Annotated in this window: 18 protein-coding genes; 11 read left to right on the top strand and 7 right to left on the bottom strand. The window is 69.0% G+C overall.

The genetic code is table 11. The features are described from left to right. Nucleotides 1–22: 22 nt before the first annotated feature. Nucleotides 23–244 carry a hypothetical protein gene (locus tag HWX00_RS22425; RefSeq protein WP_034187681.1) on the bottom strand — a complete coding sequence of 74 codons (222 nt, stop codon included), beginning with the start codon at nucleotides 242–244 and terminating at the stop codon, nucleotides 23–25. A 252-nt stretch (nucleotides 245–496) separates the two neighbouring features. Here HWX00_RS22425 and HWX00_RS22420 point away from each other — a divergent pair, with 252 nt between their 5' ends. Continuing rightward, nucleotides 497–2173 (top strand): alkaline phosphatase family protein, encoded by a 1677-nt coding sequence (locus HWX00_RS22420; RefSeq protein WP_175029190.1) that lies wholly within the window; start codon nucleotides 497–499, stop codon nucleotides 2171–2173. 97 nt (nucleotides 2174–2270) lie between these two features. Here the strand turns inward: HWX00_RS22420 and HWX00_RS22415 are convergent, their stop codons facing one another. Next, the gene (locus HWX00_RS22415; protein ID WP_124670392.1) at nucleotides 2271–3167 is read right to left on the bottom strand and encodes a LysR substrate-binding domain-containing protein; all 897 of its coding nucleotides are present in this window, start codon (nucleotides 3165–3167) and stop codon (nucleotides 2271–2273) included. Between the two features lie 162 nt (nucleotides 3168–3329). Between HWX00_RS22415 and HWX00_RS22410 the strand changes: the two genes are divergently transcribed. From HWX00_RS22410 to HWX00_RS22385, 6 genes are all read left to right on the top strand, one after another. Continuing rightward, on the top strand, nucleotides 3330–4181 hold the full coding sequence (locus tag HWX00_RS22410; RefSeq protein WP_034187684.1) for an ABC transporter permease: 852 nt from the start codon (nucleotides 3330–3332) through the stop codon (nucleotides 4179–4181). Between the two features lie 7 nt (nucleotides 4182–4188). After that, nucleotides 4189–5232, top strand: coding sequence for an ABC transporter ATP-binding protein (locus tag HWX00_RS22405; RefSeq protein ID WP_034187685.1), 1044 nt, complete (start codon nucleotides 4189–4191; stop codon nucleotides 5230–5232). A 26-nt stretch (nucleotides 5233–5258) separates the two neighbouring features. Next, complete coding sequence (locus tag HWX00_RS22400) at nucleotides 5259–6347, top strand: extracellular solute-binding protein (protein WP_059559089.1); 1089 nt, start codon at nucleotides 5259–5261, stop codon at nucleotides 6345–6347. A gap of 10 nt (nucleotides 6348–6357) precedes the next feature. After that, nucleotides 6358–7188: an ABC transporter permease gene (locus HWX00_RS22395; RefSeq protein ID WP_175029191.1), complete on the top strand. Its 831-nt coding sequence runs from the start codon at nucleotides 6358–6360 to the stop codon at nucleotides 7186–7188. Between the two features lie 76 nt (nucleotides 7189–7264). After that, on the top strand, nucleotides 7265–7720 hold the full coding sequence (locus HWX00_RS22390) for a TIGR00725 family protein (protein ID WP_124608557.1): 456 nt from the start codon (nucleotides 7265–7267) through the stop codon (nucleotides 7718–7720). A gap of 97 nt (nucleotides 7721–7817) precedes the next feature. Next, nucleotides 7818–8012: a YqaE/Pmp3 family membrane protein gene (locus HWX00_RS22385; RefSeq protein ID WP_034187689.1), complete on the top strand. Its 195-nt coding sequence runs from the start codon at nucleotides 7818–7820 to the stop codon at nucleotides 8010–8012. An 18-nt stretch (nucleotides 8013–8030) separates the two neighbouring features. On the opposite strand, the gene HWX00_RS22380 is transcribed toward HWX00_RS22385, so the two are convergent. Next, nucleotides 8031–8936: a LysR substrate-binding domain-containing protein gene (locus HWX00_RS22380; protein WP_034187690.1), complete on the bottom strand. Its 906-nt coding sequence runs from the start codon at nucleotides 8934–8936 to the stop codon at nucleotides 8031–8033. A 179-nt stretch (nucleotides 8937–9115) separates the two neighbouring features. Here HWX00_RS22380 and HWX00_RS22375 point away from each other — a divergent pair, with 179 nt between their 5' ends. Continuing rightward, entirely contained in the window at nucleotides 9116–9727 is a 612-nt protein-coding gene (locus HWX00_RS22375; RefSeq protein WP_244131185.1) for a hypothetical protein, read from the top strand. 79 nt (nucleotides 9728–9806) lie between these two features. Here the strand turns inward: HWX00_RS22375 and HWX00_RS22370 are convergent, their stop codons facing one another. The 3 genes from HWX00_RS22370 to HWX00_RS22360 are packed head-to-tail and all read right to left on the bottom strand — an operon-like array spanning nucleotide 9807 to nucleotide 12407. Beyond that, complete coding sequence (locus HWX00_RS22370; protein WP_034187692.1) at nucleotides 9807–9986, bottom strand: hypothetical protein; 180 nt, start codon at nucleotides 9984–9986, stop codon at nucleotides 9807–9809. Beyond that, on the bottom strand, nucleotides 9958–10965 hold the full coding sequence (cydB, locus tag HWX00_RS22365) for a cytochrome d ubiquinol oxidase subunit II (protein WP_034187693.1): 1008 nt from the start codon (nucleotides 10963–10965) through the stop codon (nucleotides 9958–9960). The genes HWX00_RS22370 and cydB overlap by 29 nt, the downstream gene beginning before the upstream one ends. A 29-nt stretch (nucleotides 10966–10994) precedes the next feature. After that, nucleotides 10995–12407, bottom strand: a complete 1413-nt coding sequence (locus HWX00_RS22360) for a cytochrome ubiquinol oxidase subunit I (RefSeq protein ID WP_175029193.1) — start codon at nucleotides 12405–12407, stop codon at nucleotides 10995–10997. Between the two features lie 503 nt (nucleotides 12408–12910). On the opposite strand from HWX00_RS22360, the gene HWX00_RS22355 reads away from it, so the two are divergent. The 3 genes from HWX00_RS22355 (at nucleotide 12911) to ltaE (ending at nucleotide 14929) form a co-directional block, all read left to right on the top strand. Continuing rightward, nucleotides 12911–13243, top strand: a complete 333-nt coding sequence (locus HWX00_RS22355; RefSeq protein ID WP_034187696.1) for a hypothetical protein — start codon at nucleotides 12911–12913, stop codon at nucleotides 13241–13243. 13 nt (nucleotides 13244–13256) lie between these two features. Continuing rightward, nucleotides 13257–13799: a YMGG-like glycine zipper-containing protein gene (locus HWX00_RS22350; RefSeq protein ID WP_175868144.1), complete on the top strand. Its 543-nt coding sequence runs from the start codon at nucleotides 13257–13259 to the stop codon at nucleotides 13797–13799. Between the two features lie 116 nt (nucleotides 13800–13915). Beyond that, nucleotides 13916–14929 carry a low-specificity L-threonine aldolase gene (gene ltaE, locus HWX00_RS22345; protein ID WP_034187698.1) on the top strand — a complete coding sequence of 338 codons (1014 nt, stop codon included), beginning with the start codon at nucleotides 13916–13918 and terminating at the stop codon, nucleotides 14927–14929. 40 nt (nucleotides 14930–14969) lie between these two features. Here the strand turns inward: ltaE and HWX00_RS22340 are convergent, their stop codons facing one another. Continuing rightward, the gene (locus HWX00_RS22340; RefSeq protein ID WP_069705697.1) at nucleotides 14970–15878 is read right to left on the bottom strand and encodes an HTH-type transcriptional regulator ArgP; all 909 of its coding nucleotides are present in this window, start codon (nucleotides 15876–15878) and stop codon (nucleotides 14970–14972) included. Nucleotides 15879–16132 lie beyond the last annotated feature (254 nt).

The raw sequence follows: 16132 nt of genomic DNA, 5'->3' as shown, positions 1-16132 counted from the left end.
TCGGGCGCGGCGGCTTTTTTTGTCAGCGCGCGGCGATCGCCGGTTCGCGCTTGTCCAGTTCCTTCCTCGCGGCCAGCGGCAGACGCGCGTCGTCCCACTGCGTCAGCCATTCGACTTCCTTCGCGGTGAAAACCTGTCCGTAGTTGCGCAACGCGTACTGCAGCGCGTCGACGACGTGGTGGCGAATGATTTCGGGGGTGCGTGCATCGTCCAGCACGAACCGGAGAGCTTCCAGGGTCGACATACTCGTGCTCCGGGTCAGGGAAAACCCTTTATCACACACCAATAGTCGCGGGCCAAGCCGAAAAAAAATCCGGCCGCACGGGTCGGCGCACGCAAGAGCCGCGTATTGCGACCGATTCTTGTCATTTGCGATTGGTTACGTTTGACAGAGAACAGAAAGCCTCGCTTCATGCGACCGCCGCACGATCCGGCGATATTTTGCGCGCCGGATGGCAAGTCGTGCAGTTCAAACGTCAATCGATGAGGTGGGGTGATGATTTCCAGGTTCGTCAAGCAACGAAACATGGCGGTGATGGTGGCGGGCGCGCTGACGCTCGCAAGCGCGGGCGCGCATGCGGCGCAGCAGGACGGCGACAGCCAGGGCGAGGGCAACGGCCATGCGGGCCGCGTCGTGAAGCACGTGCTGCTGCTGAGCGTCGACGGTCTGCACGAGCAGGATCTCGCGCGCTGCATCGGCGCGAATGCGTGCCCGAACATCGCGGTGCTCGCGAAGAGCGGCGTGACGTACGCGAACGCCTATACGCCGGGCCTGTCGGATTCGTTCCCGGGCCTCGCGGCGCTCGTGACGGGCGGCTCGCCGAAGACGGCCGGCCTGTTCTACGACGTGTCGTATGACCGCAACCTGTATGCGCCGGGCGATACGACATGCTCGGGTAAACAGGGCTGGAACGTCGTGTTCGACGAAACGACCGGCATCGACGCGATCGACGGCGGCAAGCTCGTGCACCTCGACGGCGGCGGCGCGTTCAACCCGCAGGCGATTCCGCACGCGCGCGTGAACGGCCGGTGCGTGCCCGTTTATCCGCACAACTACGTGAAGACCAACACGGTGTTCGAAGCCGTGAAGGCCGGCGTGCCGAACGCGCGCACCGCGTGGGCCGACAAGCATGCGTGGGGCTACGACTGGCTGAACGGCCCGTCGGGCACCGGCGTCGACGACCTGATGCGCACCGAGATCAACTCGATCGACCCGGCGACGAACACCGACTACACGGATGTCTACTCGCACACCGCGCGCTTCGACAACCTGCACGTGCAGGCGCTGGTCAACCAGATCGAAGGCCGCGACTCGACCGGCACGAAGAGCGCGCCGGTGCCGACGCTGTTCGGCGCGAACTTCCAGACGCTCAGCGTTGCGCAGAAGTCGCCGGTCGCGAAGGGCGGCGGCTATCTCGATGCCGACTTCACGCCGAACGGGCAGGTCGCGAACGCGATCACGTACGTCGACAACGCGATCGGCCGTATCGTCGCGGCGCTGAAGCAGGCCAACCTGTACGCGTCGACGGCCGTGATCGTCACGTCGAAGCACGGCCAGTCGCCTTCCGATCACACGAAGCTCGTGAAGAACGGCGACACGCTGACGAAGCTGCTCGAAACGAACAACTACCTCGACCCGAACGGCAACTTCGGCCAGAACAGCACGGCGACGGGCAACCTGAACGACGGTTCCGGCCTGGTCGGCACGGGCTTCGTGCAGACCGACGACGTCGGCCTGATCTGGCTGCGCGACCGCAGCCAGCGCACGGCCGTGGTCGAGACGCTGAAGGCGAACCTGGGTTGCAACGCGCCGGGGATCTGCGCGGACGGTGCGCAGGCGTCCATCCTGTACGGCGCGGCGCTGGCCGAGCGCTTCGGCGATCCGGCCAACGGCCGCACGCCGGACATCATCGTCCAGCCGAATCCGGGCGTGATCTACACGTCGAGCACGAAGAAGGACGAGGAGCACGGCGGCAACGCGCCGGACGACAGCCACCTCGGCCTGCTCGTGTCGTATCCGGGCGTCCATCGCGCGCGCACCGTGAACGATCTCGTGGGCACGAAGCAGGTCGCGCCGACGATCCTCGCGCTGCTCGGCGCCGACCCGCGCCTGCTGCATGCGGTCGTGGCCGAGAACACACGCGTGCTGCCGGGGCTCGGTATCGGGCGTTGACGCGGCAGGCCGGATGCCGCCGCCGGGCGGCGTCCGGTGCAGCGCGCGTGGCCGGGCGGCGGCGCGCGCCGCTCGTTGTCGGGGCGACGTGGGGCGCCTACGCGCGCCCGGCTTCGTCCAGCATCCAGTCCCTGAACCGTCTCAACGCCTCGCTCGTGTCGAGGCGCTCCGGCGCGTAACACAGGTAATGCCCCTGTGCGTCGACGTCGACCGGTGCGTCGAACGGCTCGACCAGCGTGCCCGCCGCGAGATTGTCGAGAATCAGGAAACGCGGCACGAGGGCCATCCCGAGCCCGGCCTGCGCGGCCTGGATCAGCACCGAATACTGCTCGAAGCGCGGGCCGGCCAGTGCGTTCATCTGCGACGCGCGATGACGCTCCGCCCACGCGGACCACGCGATTTCGGCCTGTTCGTGCACGAGGCGCGGTGCGGCGACCGCATCGGCGGGCGTATGCAGCGCATGCCGGGCGGCGAATTCGCGCGAGCAGACGGGCACGAAGGTGCGCCCGCCCAGGTAGTCGCTGCGCACCCCTTCCCATCCGCCGTCGCCATAGCGGATCGCCGCGTCGAGTCCGAACGGGAACACGTCGCCGGGCGCGAGATGGCGGCGAAAGCTCAGCGTGACGCCCGGCGCGGCGGCGAGAAAGCGCGTGAGGCGCGGCAGCAGCCACTTGGTCGTGAACGTCGGCACGCTCGCGATCGTCAGCAGGTCGCTGTTCTCGCGCGCGCTCAGCAGCTCGATCGACGCGTTGCCGATTTCGCGCAACGGCCCGACGACGCGTGCGTGATACACCTGGCCCGCCCGTGTGAGCGCGAGGCCGCGCCCCTCGCGCACGAACAGCTTCACGCCGAACAGCGCTTCGAGGTTCGCGATCTGCCGGCTGACCGCGCTCGGCGTCAGGCCCAGTTCGCGGGCCGCGTAGGAGAAGTTCAGGTACTTCGCGGACGCGGCGAATGCGTGCAGCTCCGCCACGTTCGGATACAGGTGCTTCATGGCGGGCTGTTCCGTCCTTGCACAGGTCGATGCGCGCTTTTTACGTTTTTTTCATGACGATGCCATGTCGAAACCGCACACTGCGCCGGCTTCGACAACGCAAGCCGGCCTCGCCCGGCGGGCGTCGCACGAAGTTTTCCCCGATCGTCAGCGAGTGTGCTCATGCATCCGTCAACCGCCCCGGCATTGGCCGACGGTGTTCCGATTCGTCGTAACAGAACAGCGCATCCACGTGTCGGCCGCCTGCTGCTGCAGGCGCTGCTCGCGGTGTTCGCGCTCTACCTGCTGCTGCCGATCGCGTTGCTGCTGATCGGCTCGGTGGGCGCATCGTGGACGAACACGTTGCTGCCCTCGGGTGTCACCGGGCACTGGTTTGCCGACCTGGCCGCGAACCGGAGCTTCACCCGCGCGTTCGGCGTGAGCTTCATGGTGGCGCTGGCGTGCTGCGCGCTCAACGCGGTGATCGGCCTGCCGCTCGCTTACGCGCTGCATCATCGCGCGCAGGCCGGCGGCGGGTTCGCGACGCGCGTCGTGATGCTGATGCCGGTCGCCGTGCCGGCGCTGACGCTCGGTTTCGGCTACATCGCGATCTTCAGCGGCGACACGCTGCCGTGGCTCGGCACGCTGCCGCTGATGATCGCGGCGCACGCGGTGCTGACGTTGCCGTATCTGCTGCAGACGCTGCTCGGCGACCTGCGCCACCTCGGCCTCGCGCGGCTCGAGGCCTGCGCGGCGACGCTCGGCGCGACGCCGTTGCGCCAGTTCGTCACGATCGTGCTGCCGAACCTGCGGCACAGCCTGTTTTCCGGCCTCGTGATGGTGGCGGCGCTGTCGATCGGCGAATTCCAGATCTCGAACCTGATCGCCGGCTTTCGCTACCGGAATTATCCGATCGTGCTGCTGCAGGCGTTCTACGGCGCGACCGGGATGGCATGCGCGGCCACCGTCGTGCTGCTCGTGCTCGCGGTGCTCGCGACGCTCGTGTCCGTCGGCACCGTGCAACGTCTGAAGTGAGTCATCCATGAGTCTCGAATTCGAACACGTCAGTTTCCAGTATCCGGGCGCCCGCCATGGCGTCGACGACGTCACGTTGTCCGCCGCGCAGGGCGAACTGCTCGCGGTGATGGGGCGCAGCGGCTCCGGCAAATCCACGCTGCTGAGGCTCGCGGCCGGGCTGCTCGACGGCTGGCGCGGCCGCATCGCGATCGGCGGCGCCGACGTGGCCGGCGTGCCCGTGTGGCGTCGCGAAGTGGGGATGGTGTTCCAGCATTACGCGCTGTTCCCGAACCTGTCGGTCGTCGACAACGTCGCGTACGGGCTGCGCATGCGCGGCGTGGCGGCCGACCTGCGGCGCCGGCGCGCGCTCGACATGCTCGAGCGGGTCGGGCTGGCGGCCCATGCGACGCGCGGCGTCGCGATGCTGTCCGGCGGCCAGCAGCAGCGCGTCGCGCTCGCGCGGGCGCTCGTGATCGAGCCGAAGCTGCTGCTGCTCGACGAGCCGCTGGCGGCGCTCGATGCCGGCATCCGCCACCAACTGCGCGACGAGATTCGCGCGCTGCAGCGCGCATGCGGCGCGACGACGCTGTTCGTCACGCACGACCAGGACGAAGCGCTGAGCATGGCCGACCGCGTCGCGATCGTCGACGGCGGCCGCGTGCTCCAGGCCGGCACGCCGCGCGACCTGTACGAACGCCCGGCCACCGCGCAGGTCGCGCGCTTCGTCGGGCATTCGACGCTGCTGCGCGGGCAGGTGCGCGCGCACGGCGAGATCGACGTGCGTTTCGCGACCCTGCGTGCGGAAACGGGTGCGCATCGGCCGGGCGACGCGATCGCGGTGCTCGTGCGGCCCGAGCACGTGCAGGCCGATCCGCCGGCGCACAGCACGAATCGCATCGAAGGCCGCCGCGGCGACGTGCGGTACTTCGGCGCGACGCAGCGCTACGACTTCATTCCGGACGGCTCGGCCGACGTGCTGCTGTGCGAAGGGCGCGAGCCGGCCGTGCGCAGCATCGCGCTCGACCCGCGCCATCTGCTCGTGCTGCCGGCAGCGCCGGACGCGCACTGATTCCTTTCGTTTAACGGAGATTCACGATGATTGCAGGCTCCCCTCTTGTGAAAGCCATGCGCGCCCGCGTGCTGGCGCTGTGTGCGCTCGCGGCGCTCTCTTGCGCGGCGGCGCAGGCCGCGCCGCTGTACCCGGGCGAAGACGCGCTGTACGCGAAGGCGGCCGACGAAGGGCTCGTCGTGTCGTTCGACACCGGCCCCGAATGGGCGAACTGGAAGGCGCTGTTCGCCGAATTCCGCAAGCGCTATCCGAAGGTCGAGATCACGTACAACGACATCGGCTCGGCCGCGACCGTCGTCGCGCTCGACAAGTCGCGCCGCCGCCCGCAGGCCGACACCGCGTACTACTTCGCGGCGTCGGCGCTCGATGCGGCCGGCAAGGATGTCGTCGCGCCGTTCCGGCCGGTCAATTTCGACAAGCTGCCGGGCGTGTTCCGCGCGACCGACGGCCGCTGGTTCGCCGTGCATTCGCTGAACATCGCGTTTCTCGTCAACCGGAAGCTCGTCAAGAACGTGCCGCAGCGCTGGTCCGACCTGCTGAAGCCCGAGTACCGCAACGCGGTGGTCTATCTCGATCCGCGCTCCACGGGGCAGGGCCAGGTCGCGGTGTTCGCGGCCGCGTATGCGAACGGCGGCAGCGTCGAGAACCCGAAGCCGGGCGCGGACTTCTTCGGCAAGCTGAAGCAGGCCGGCAACGTGCTGCGCGTCGAGGGCACGACGCCGTACGCGAAGTTCGTGAAGGGCGAGATCCCGATCCTGATCGGCTACGAGAACGACGGACTCAAGGCGAAGTACGCGGACGGCATGGGCGACGCGGCCGACATCGTGATTCCGCAGGACGGCAGCGTGTCGGCGCCCTATGCGATGAGTCTCGTGAAGAACGGCCCGAATCCGTCGGCCGCGCAGCTCTGGCTCAACCTGGTGATGAGCGACGTCGGGCAGGCGCTGTTCGCGCAAGGCTACGTGCGCCCGGCCGTGCCCGGCACGCCGGTCGCACCGGAGGTCGCGGCGAAGCTGCCGAACGCGCCGCAGGTGCGCCCGCTCGATGTCGCGAAGGCGGCGGCGCGCAAGGCCGAGGTCGACCAGCTCTGGTCGCAGGCCACGCTCGGCCAGTAAGGGGCACGGAATGCCGGCCTCCTTACCCGCGCGCGGCGTGCTGCGCCGTTTCGGCGCGCTGCCCGCCGCGGCCTTGCTCGCGGTGTGCTTCGTGCTGCCGCTGGCCGCGCTGGTCGGCGCCGCGTTCGACGGCGGCGGCCGTGCGTTCGCGGCGGTGTGGCGCGATCCGCTCGTCGCCGACGCGATCGTGCGCTCGCTCGCGCTGGCGATGAGCGCCGGCACGCTGTCGGTCGGCGTCGGCGTGCCGGTCGCGTTCGCGCTGGCCGGGCAGTCGCCGGCCCGCCGCCATTGGTCGCTCGCGCTGCTCGGCGTGCCGCTCGCGTTCTCCGGGCTGGTGATCGCGTACGGCTTCATCCTCGCGTTCGGTCGCGCGGGCTTCGTGACCACGCTGCTGGCCGCGCTGGGCGCCGATCCGACCGTGGTCGGCGGCGCGATCTACACGATGCCGGGGCTCGCGTTCGCCTACGCGTACTACCTGATTCCGCGCGTCGCGCTGATGATCTACCCGGCGCTCGCGAATCTCGACCGGCGGCCGCTCGACGCCGCGCTGACGCTCGGCGCGCGGCCGTGGCGCGCGTGGCTCGACGTCGCGTGGCGCGAGCTGTGGCCGTCCGTCGCGTCCGCCTGGTGCCTCGTCACCGCGATCGCGCTCGGCACCTACGGCACGGCGATCGCGCTGGCCGGCACGCAGATCAACATCCTGCCGCTGCTGATGTATCTGAAGCTGTCGGACGGGCAAACCGATTTTTCGCAGGCAGCCGTGCTGTCGATCGTGCTGACGGCGATCTGTACCTGCGTTCTGGCACTGGGAGAAGGCCTTGTTCGCCAACGACGTCATTGAATGCGCGTGGTCCGAACCGGCGCGCGACGCGCTCGCGCGGCTGGCGCAGCGGCAACGCGGCGCGCGCCGGCACCGGATGCCGGCGGGCCTGATCGGCCCGCGCGACGCGACCGACGAGCAGATGCGCGTCGCGGAACGGATCGCGCACGCGGTGGCGTCGACGGGCGTGGCGCTCGTCGGCGGCGGCAAGCAGGGCGTGATGGAGGCCGCCGCGCGCGGCGCGCATGCGGCCGGCGGCTGCGCGATCGGGCTGTTGCCCGAGGACGATGCGACGCTGGCGAATCCCTACCTGAGCGTCGCGCTACCGACCGGGCTCGGCATCACGCGCAATGCGCTGGTCGCGCGTGCGTCGCTGTGCCTGATCGCAGTCGGCGGCGGGCTCGGCACACTGTCCGAAATCGCGCTCGGGTTGCAGTGGGGCAAGCCGGTATTCACGATCTGCGGTGCGCCGCAGGTAGCGGGCGTCGAGTGCTTCGACGAAGCGGACGCGCTCGTCGCGCGCGTCGCGCAGTGGCTGGCGGATTCGGCGTAGCGCCGATGGGGCGCCGGGCACGGGCTTGAAATGACGGGCGCCACCCGTCATATTGGCTGCGCATCACCCGTTCAACGACGCACCGAGAGGATCGTTCATGCGCCTTCTGCTTGCCCTGCTGCTGCCGTGGTTCCAGTTTTTCACGATCGGCCGCCCGATCGCCGGGATCATCTGCCTGGTCCTGCAAATCACGATCATCGGCTGGCTGCCGGCCGCGATCTGGTCGGTGTATGCGTTGAGCCAGTACAAGACCGACCGCAAGATCGACGCGGCGTTGCGCGAGCGGCGGTGACGCGGGCATCGCCGTCCGTTACCGCGGCGGCGGGCCGTCCAGTTCCTCGGCTCGCGCGAATAGCCAGTCGACGAACGTGCGCAGCGCCGGATCGCCGTCGTTGCGATACAGGCAATGAAACGGCGGCCCTTCCAGGTGCACTTCCGGAAACAGGGCAACCAGCCGGCCGCTCGCGAGCGCGTCGCGCACCACGGCGCGTGGCGCGAGGCACACGCCGAGCCCGCTCGCGGCCGCCTGGATCAACAGGAAGAACTCGCGATAGAACGGCCCGCGCAGCGTTTCGGTGACGTCCGTGCCGGCCTGGTGGAACCAGTATTGCCACGCTTGCGGCAGCCCGGCGTAGTGGAGCAGCGGCGCGTTGCGCAGGTCCGCCGGCACGCGCGCCCGTTCGAGCACCGGATGGCCGGGCGCACACACGGGGAGCGCGACGTTCGCGAGCAGCGGGCGCGACACGAAGCCCTTGCGGCGGAGCTCCGGCGTGTACCGGCGGATCACGATGTCGCACGTTTCGTCGATCTGGTCGCGCTCGGCATCGGCGTTCGTGACGAGTTGTACGTCGATATCGGGATGCGCGGCCTGGAACGCGGCCAGTTGCGTCAGCAACCATCCATGCGCGAACGACACCGAGGCATTGACCCGGATCGCATGGCCGCCGACGGGCTCGAACATCTGCCCGGTCGCCTGCGCGAGCCGTCCGAGGCAGCTCGCGACGTCGACGAGGTAATGCCGCGCGCGCGGCGTGAGCCGCAGCGAACGCCCGTCGCGTTCGAACAGCTTCTGTCCGAAGAACGATTCGAGCACGCGGATCTGCTGCGCGATCGCGCTCTGGGTCACGTTCAGTTCCTCGGCGGCGAGGGTGAGGCTCTGCAGGCGGCCGGCGGCTTCGAAGCTGCGCAGCGCGTTCAGGGGCGGCAATCGGCGCATCGTGAGATCGCGAAGAAAAGCTACACAGTGAGTCTGAAAATGTCGTTTGTCGCGGCTGTGGCGCGTCCCTAAGATGACGCCGACAGGAGAAAACCGCGATGACGATCATAGCGCCCCCCGATTGCCGATCAACAGGAATTCGCCGCCGCCTTCTCGACCGCCGCACGGCGCGGCGCGCGATGCGCCGCGTGGCAGCGGTGCCGCCGGTGCGCGGTCGCGGTGTGCTGGCGCTCGCCTGCGCCGGGCTGCTGGCGATGCTGGCCGGGTGCGCGGCGAAGCCGCAAAACGAACGTCAGATCGGCAGCGGCGGATCGTTGGTGCGCTACAGCGCCAGCCAGACCGAAATCGACCTGACGGACAGCGAACAGCAGACGCTGCGCATGATGAGCGATCGTCGTTATGCGGGGGCGACGCAGGCGCGCACGCTCGACGCGGCGGCGGCCGTGCTGCGCGCGCAGGGCTATGCGCCGGTGACGGTCGATCGCGATATGGGGCTGATCGAAGGCGGCCGCAGCGACACGCTGGTTCCGAAGTGGCGGCAACTGCTGCGCGGCGCGCTGAAGGCGAGGATCGGCGGCTTGCCGGCCAAACCGGATCACGAGCGCGTGGCCGCCGTCGTCGCGGTTCGCGTGACGCCGGCGCGCGACGCGATCGTGCGCGCGCGTTTCGACCGCACGGTATGGGACAGCAACGGCGATTCGCGGATGAAGACCGTCGTCGAGCCCGATTACTACCGGGCCTTCTTCAGCGCGATGGACAAGGCGATGTGCACGACGTCGTGCGAGCGGTGACCGGCTCGAAGCCGCGACCGCCAACGACAACGAAAAAAAAGCCGCCCCGACCGTCGTTCGACCGGGGCGGCCGCCTGGCTTACTTCACGGCGAACAGCGTCAGGTTCATGAAGATCTTGAACGCATAACCGAGCGTGACGGCGCCGATCACGCCGCCCGCCCACAGCACGACGAACCACATCCAGCCGCGCATCCGCGGCCGTGGCGCCTCGGGCGGGCGATCGGCGGAATCAGTGGTGGTAGTAATGCTGGTCTTCATGGCGCACCTTGCCTCGGAATACCCAGTAACCCATCGTCGTGTAGGCGATGATGATCGGGAGGATAACCGCTGCGCCGACCAGCGTGAAGGTCTGGCTCGAACGCGGCGCCGCCGCTTCCCAGATCGTCATCGTCTGAGGAATCGCATACGGGAACAGCGTGACGAGCAGGCCGACATAGCCGAGCAGCACCAGCGCCAGCGCGAGCACGAACGGCGTCATGTCGTGCCGGTCGCGTACCGCGCGGCGCATCCACACCGCGCACCCGGCGACCAGGAACGGCACCGGCAGCAGGCGCCAGAACAGCCCCGAGTCGAACCAGCGCTGCGCGATGGCCGGATCCTGCAGCGGCGTCCACAGGCTGACGACCGCGATGAAGCCGAGCAGCACGACGGTCAGCGGCCACACGACGCGATGCAGGCGGCGCTGCAGGTCGCCTTCGGTCTTCGCGACGAGCCAGCAGCAGCCGAGCAGCGCATAGGTGACGATCAGGCCGAGGCCCGTCAGCAGGCTGAACGGCGTGAGCCAGTCGAACGCGTCGCCGGCGAACACGCCGTCCTTCACGTTGATGCCCTGCAGGAACGCGCCGAGCGCGATGCCCTGGAACAGCGTCGCGCCGGCCGAGCCGCCGATGAACGCGAGATCCCACAGCTGCTTCGTGCGGCGCGCCTTCGCGCGGATCTCGAACGACACGCCGCGAAAGATCAGGCACACCAGCATGAAGATCAGCGGCAGGTACAGCGCGGACAACACGGTCGAATAGACGATCGGGAACACCGCGAACAGCCCCGCGCCGCCGAGCACGAGCCACGTCTCGTTGCCGTCCCATACGGGGGCGACCGTGTTCATCATCAGGTCGCGTTCCTTCTCGTCCGGGAAGAACGGGAAGACGATGCCGATGCCGAGGTCGAAGCCGTCGAGCACGACGTACATGAAGAGCCCCAATGCGATGATCGCGGCCCAGATTACGGTGACGTCCATAGATTTTCTCGTATTCGGATGGGGTGGGCTCAGACGGTCTCGATCAGCTCGTCGACGGCCGACATCGGGCGGCGCGCGGTGTGATCGGGGCGCGTGTCGGGCGTGTCGTCGTGCTTCACGTCGGGCAGCGCGGGGCCGGCCTTCATCAGCTTGAGCATGTAGTACACGCCGGTGCCGAACACGAGGAAGTACACGATCACGAACGTCATCATCGACAGGCTGACCTGCTGCACCGACAGCGGCGACACGGCCTGCGCGGTACGCATCACGCCGTACACGACCCACGGCTGGCGGCCCGCTTCGGTCGTCACCCAGCCCGCGAGCAGCGACACGAAACCGGTCGGGCCCATCACGAGCGCGAAGCGCTGGAACCCCTTCGATTCATACAGGCGGCCGCGGCGGCGCAGGAACCAAGCGAGCGCCGCGAGGCCGATCATCGCGAAGCCGAGGCCGACCATGATCCGGAAGCTCCAGAACACGACCGTCGAGTTCGGGCGGTCTTCCGGCGGGAACTCCTTCAGCCCGCGGATTTCGCCGTCCCAGCTGTGCGTGAGGATCAGGCTGCCGAGGTGCGGCACCTGCACCGCGTAGCGCGTCGTTTCCGCCTTCATGTCCGGGATGCCGAACAGATTGAGCGCCGTGCCGCCCTTTTCGGTTTCCCACAGCCCTTCGATCGCGGCGATCTTCGCGGGCTGGTGCTTCAGCGTGTTGATGCCGTGCTGGTCGCCGATCACGGCCTGCAGCGGCGCGAGCACGAGCAGCAGCCACAGCGCCATCGAGAACATCTTCTTCACGCCCTTGTCGCGGCGCCCCTTCAGCAGGTGCCACGCGCCCGTCGCGGCCACCACCAGCGCCGCGACGATGAACGCGGCGATCGCCATGTGGAACAGGCGGTACGGGAACGACGGATTGAAGATGATCGCGAACCAGTCGGTCGGCACGACGCGGCCGTCGACGATCTCGAAGCCCTGCGGCGTCTGCATCCAGCTGTTCGACGCGAGGATCCAGAACGTCGAGATCAGCGTGCCGATCGCGACCATCAGCGTCGCGCCGAAGTGCGCGCGCGGGCTCACGCGGTTCCAGCCGAACAGCATGATGCCGAGGAAGCCGGCTTCCAGGAAGAACGCGGTCATGACCTCGTACATCAGCAGCGGCCCGGTGACGGCGCCGGCGAAGCTCGAGAAGCCCGACCAGTTCGTGCCGAACTGGTAGCTCATCACGACGCCGGAGACGACGCCCATCCCGAACGCGACCGCGAAGATCTTCGACCAGAACAGACAGAGGGTCTTGTAGTACTGCTTGCCGGTCTTGAGCCAGCGGTATTCGAGCACGGCGATGAAGCTGGCGAGGCCGATGCTCAGTGCCGGAAAGACGATGTGAAAGGAGACGGTGAACGCGAATTGCAGGCGGGCCAGATCGAGGGCCGAAAGTGCGGTGTCCATACCAGATGACCGAAGCTGACGATACCCGCCGGCGGGTGCCGGCGGACCCCGGCGGACAGGCGTCGGGGTTGGCTGGAGTATGCGTCGCGATGTTGCACCGCGAAATGCGCCAACTCGTCGCAGATGTCCAGCCCGCCGCGCGCGATGTCGGGATAAATCGTTGATTCGTATCAAGAAGCCTGTTCGCGGCGCGCACGACCATGGCGTGGCGGTCTGACGCACGTGCGTCAATATGGCGCGCCGCGTCATCGGAACGGTTTCGATCGTCCGGAAACGGCGCGGCGGGCAGCCCGTGCGCGGCGCGCGAGGCAGCCGATCCGTTTCGGCGCGTTAGCGCGTAATGCACGCGGCCGTGGCGGCGGGCCGTCGCCGGGAGCGGCTGTCACACGGGTAACGCCGCGCAACATTGGCGCGGCCGGCCGTAATGGATGCCGGATCGCGCGCGGCGTAGCGTTTCGGGTGTCGGGTTCGTATCGGCGAACCGGCCTGCTGGAGAACGTGACGTGAATGGATTGAAGCTCGCGCTGGGCGCGGCAGCCGCGGTGGCGTTCGCGACGGGCGGCGTGGCGCATGCCGCCCGGGTCGGGGTCTATGTCGGCCCCGGCTTCGGCTACCCGTATTACTACCCTGTCGTCCCCGCGCCTTACTACTACCCGCCGCCCGTCGTCGCGGTACCGGTCGATCCGCCGCCGCCGCCCGAATACGTCGAGAAGGGCCAGCCGCAGGACAACGGCGACGCGAACCTCTGGTATTACTGCGACGCGTCGAAGCACTACTACCCGTATGTGAAGACCTGCAAGTCGGGCTGGCGATCGGTGCCGGCGCGGCCGCAGTGACGGAGGCGCGACGATGACATCCGCATTTCGATTCTTGCGCGTGCCGGCCGCGCTGGCGCTGGCCGGCTGCCTCGGCGCCTGCGCGTACCTGCCGACCGGGCCGAGCGTGATGGCGCTGCCCGGCACCGGCAAGTCGTTCGACCAGTTCCGCGCCGACGACGGCAGTTGCCGCCAGTACGCGTTCGGGCAATCGGGCGGCGTGAGCGCCGGGCAGGCGTCGACCGCCAGCGCGGTCGGCAGCGCCGCCGTCGGCACCGCGCTCGGCGCGGCGGCCGGCGCCGCGTTCAACGGCGGCACCGGTGCGGCCGTGGGCGCCGGCGCGGGGCTGCTCGCGGGCAGTGTCGTCGGCGCGGGCGCCGCGCAGGGCTCGGCCTACGACGTCCAGCGCCGCTACGACTACGCGTATCTGCAATGCATGTACGCAACGGGCAATCGCGTGCCGGTGCCGGGCGGAATGAGTGGCGGCGGGTATGGCGGCGGCGGATACGGCGGCGCGCCGCGCGCGGCGCCGCCGATGCCGCCGGCCGGCGTCCAGCCGCCGCCGCCGCGATACTGACCATGCGATTGCCGCTCGACGGGCGGCACGCGCTGCGTGAATTGCGTACACTCTGAGTCTCGTTTCGGCAGGGCCGGGCGCAGCGATGCCGGCCCGCGTTTACTCAGGGCATAGCGATGATCGATTTACGCAGCGATACCGTGACACGTCCGAGCCAGGCAATGCTGGCCGCCATGACTGCCGCCGAGACCGGCGACGACGTGTGGGGCGACGACCCGACCGTGCTGCGCCTGCAGGCGGTGACGGCCGAGCGTGCGGGCAAGGAAGCCGGCCTGTTCTTCCCGAGCGGCACGCAGAGCAACCTGGCCGCGCTGATGTCGCATTGCGAGCGGGGCGACGAGTACATCGTCGGCCAGCTCGCGCACACCTACAAGTACGAAGGCGGCGGCGCGGCCGTGCTCGGCAGCATCCAGCCGCAGCCGATCGAGAATGCGCCGGACGGCACGCTGCCGCTCGCGAAGATCGCCGCGGCGATCAAGCCGCTCGACAATCACTTTGCCCGCACGCGCCTGCTCGCGCTCGAGAACACGATCGGCGGCCAGGTGTTGCCGGACGGTTATGTGCAGGAAGCCGTCGCGTTCGCGCGCAGCCGCGGGCTGTCCGCGCACCTCGACGGCGCGCGCGTGTGCAACGCGGCCGTCGCGTCGGGGCGCCCGATCGCCGAGCTGTGCGCGCCGTTCGACACCGTGTCGATCTGCTTCTCGAAAGGGCTCGGCGCGCCGGTCGGCTCGGTGCTGGTCGGCAGCCGTGCGCTGATCGAACGTGCGCAGCGCTGGCGCAAGGTGCTGGGCGGCGGGATGCGGCAGTCGGGCATTCTCGCGGCGGCGTGCCTGTATGCGCTCGACCACAACGTCGAGCGGCTCGCGGACGATCACGCGAATGCCGCGCATCTCGCGGCAGGCCTCGCGCGCATCGACGCGGTGAAGGTGCTGTCGCATGCGACGAACATGGTGTTCGCGCAATTTCCCGAAGCCGATTGCGCGCCGCTCGAGGCGTGGCTCAAGGCGCGCGGGATTCTCACGCAGATGTTGTATGCGTCGCGCTTCGTCACGCACTGCGACGTGTCGCGCGCGGATATCGATACCTTCCTCGGCGCGGTCGGCGACTACTTCTCGCAGCGGCGCGCGTAACGGCCGCGAGCCGGCTTCGTCGCCGGCTCGCCACCTCACGTCATTTCGGCAGCGGCGCGAGCAATCGGCGCGCCGCTTCGACGACGCGCGCCGACAGCGACGCCATCGTCGGCGACTGCACGGTCCACGCGTGCCAGTACAGCGTGACATCGGTCGGATGCGCGGGCGCGAGATCGACGAGCCCTTGCGCATCGAGCGGCGTCGCGCCGATCAGCGGCTCCGGCACCATCGCGTAGCCGAGCCCGTGCCGCACCGCCGCGAAGTGCGAGTGGGTGCCGGGCACGTAGTGGCACGGGTACGCGCCGTCCGGCAGCCCGAACTTTTCCTTCAGGAACGACGACTGCAGCGTGTCGCGCCGTGAATACGCGACGACGGGCGCCTTGCGCGCGCTCGTGCGGTTCAGCCCGCGCGGGAACCAGCGCACCGCGAACGCGGCGGCCGCGAGCAGCCGGTAGCGCATCGTGCCGAGCGGCGTCGCGATGCAGCCGCGCATCGGCTTCGGTTCGGTCGTCACGCAGCCGACCGCCATCCCGCTTTCGAGCAGCGCGAACGTATGGTCCTGATCCTCGACGATCAGCTCGAACAGGATGCGCTCGCCCGCGAGCACGGATGTCAGCGCGGGCAGGAACCACGTGCCGAGGCTGTCGGAATTCAGCGCGATCGTCACCGAGATCGGCGATTCGCGCTCGGTCGCGAGCGTGCTTTGCAGGTCGGCCTGCAGCAGCGCGACGCGGCGCAGATGCTGCAGCACGCGCTGGCCGGCCACCGTCGGTCGGCATGGCCGCGTGCGCAGCACGAGCGGCGTGCCGAGGCTGGCTTCCAGCGCGCGGACCCGCTGCGTGACGGCGGACGCGGTCACGTGCAGGCGCACGGCCGCCTGCTCGAAGCTGCCGGTGTCGGCGACGGCCAGCAGCGCGGCGGCCTGCTTCGGATCGATCGTCATCGACATGTCGGTGGCATTCCTGTGAACTGTGACGAAAACAGGCCGTAGTGTAAGGCAGTGCGCGCAACCATCCGGGCGTGGCGAATCGTCCCGGCGTGTGCGATTCGTCTTCGGAATCGGTCGCCGCGCACCGTACCCCGGCGGCGCATGCATTTTGATCTACGCTGTAGGGAGGGCGAAACGCAACGCGCGCGATGCCGCTCGCGCGACGGCGATGTCATCATGCCGACGCCGGTGCCGGACGACGATGTGCGACACGC

It is taken from the genome of Burkholderia seminalis DSM 23518, from assembly GCF_902832885.1.
GTDB lineage: Bacteria > Pseudomonadota > Gammaproteobacteria > Burkholderiales > Burkholderiaceae > Burkholderia > Burkholderia seminalis.
The sequence above is the reverse complement of the archived record's forward strand: the minus strand, read 5'-3'. Positions and strand labels throughout refer to the sequence as shown.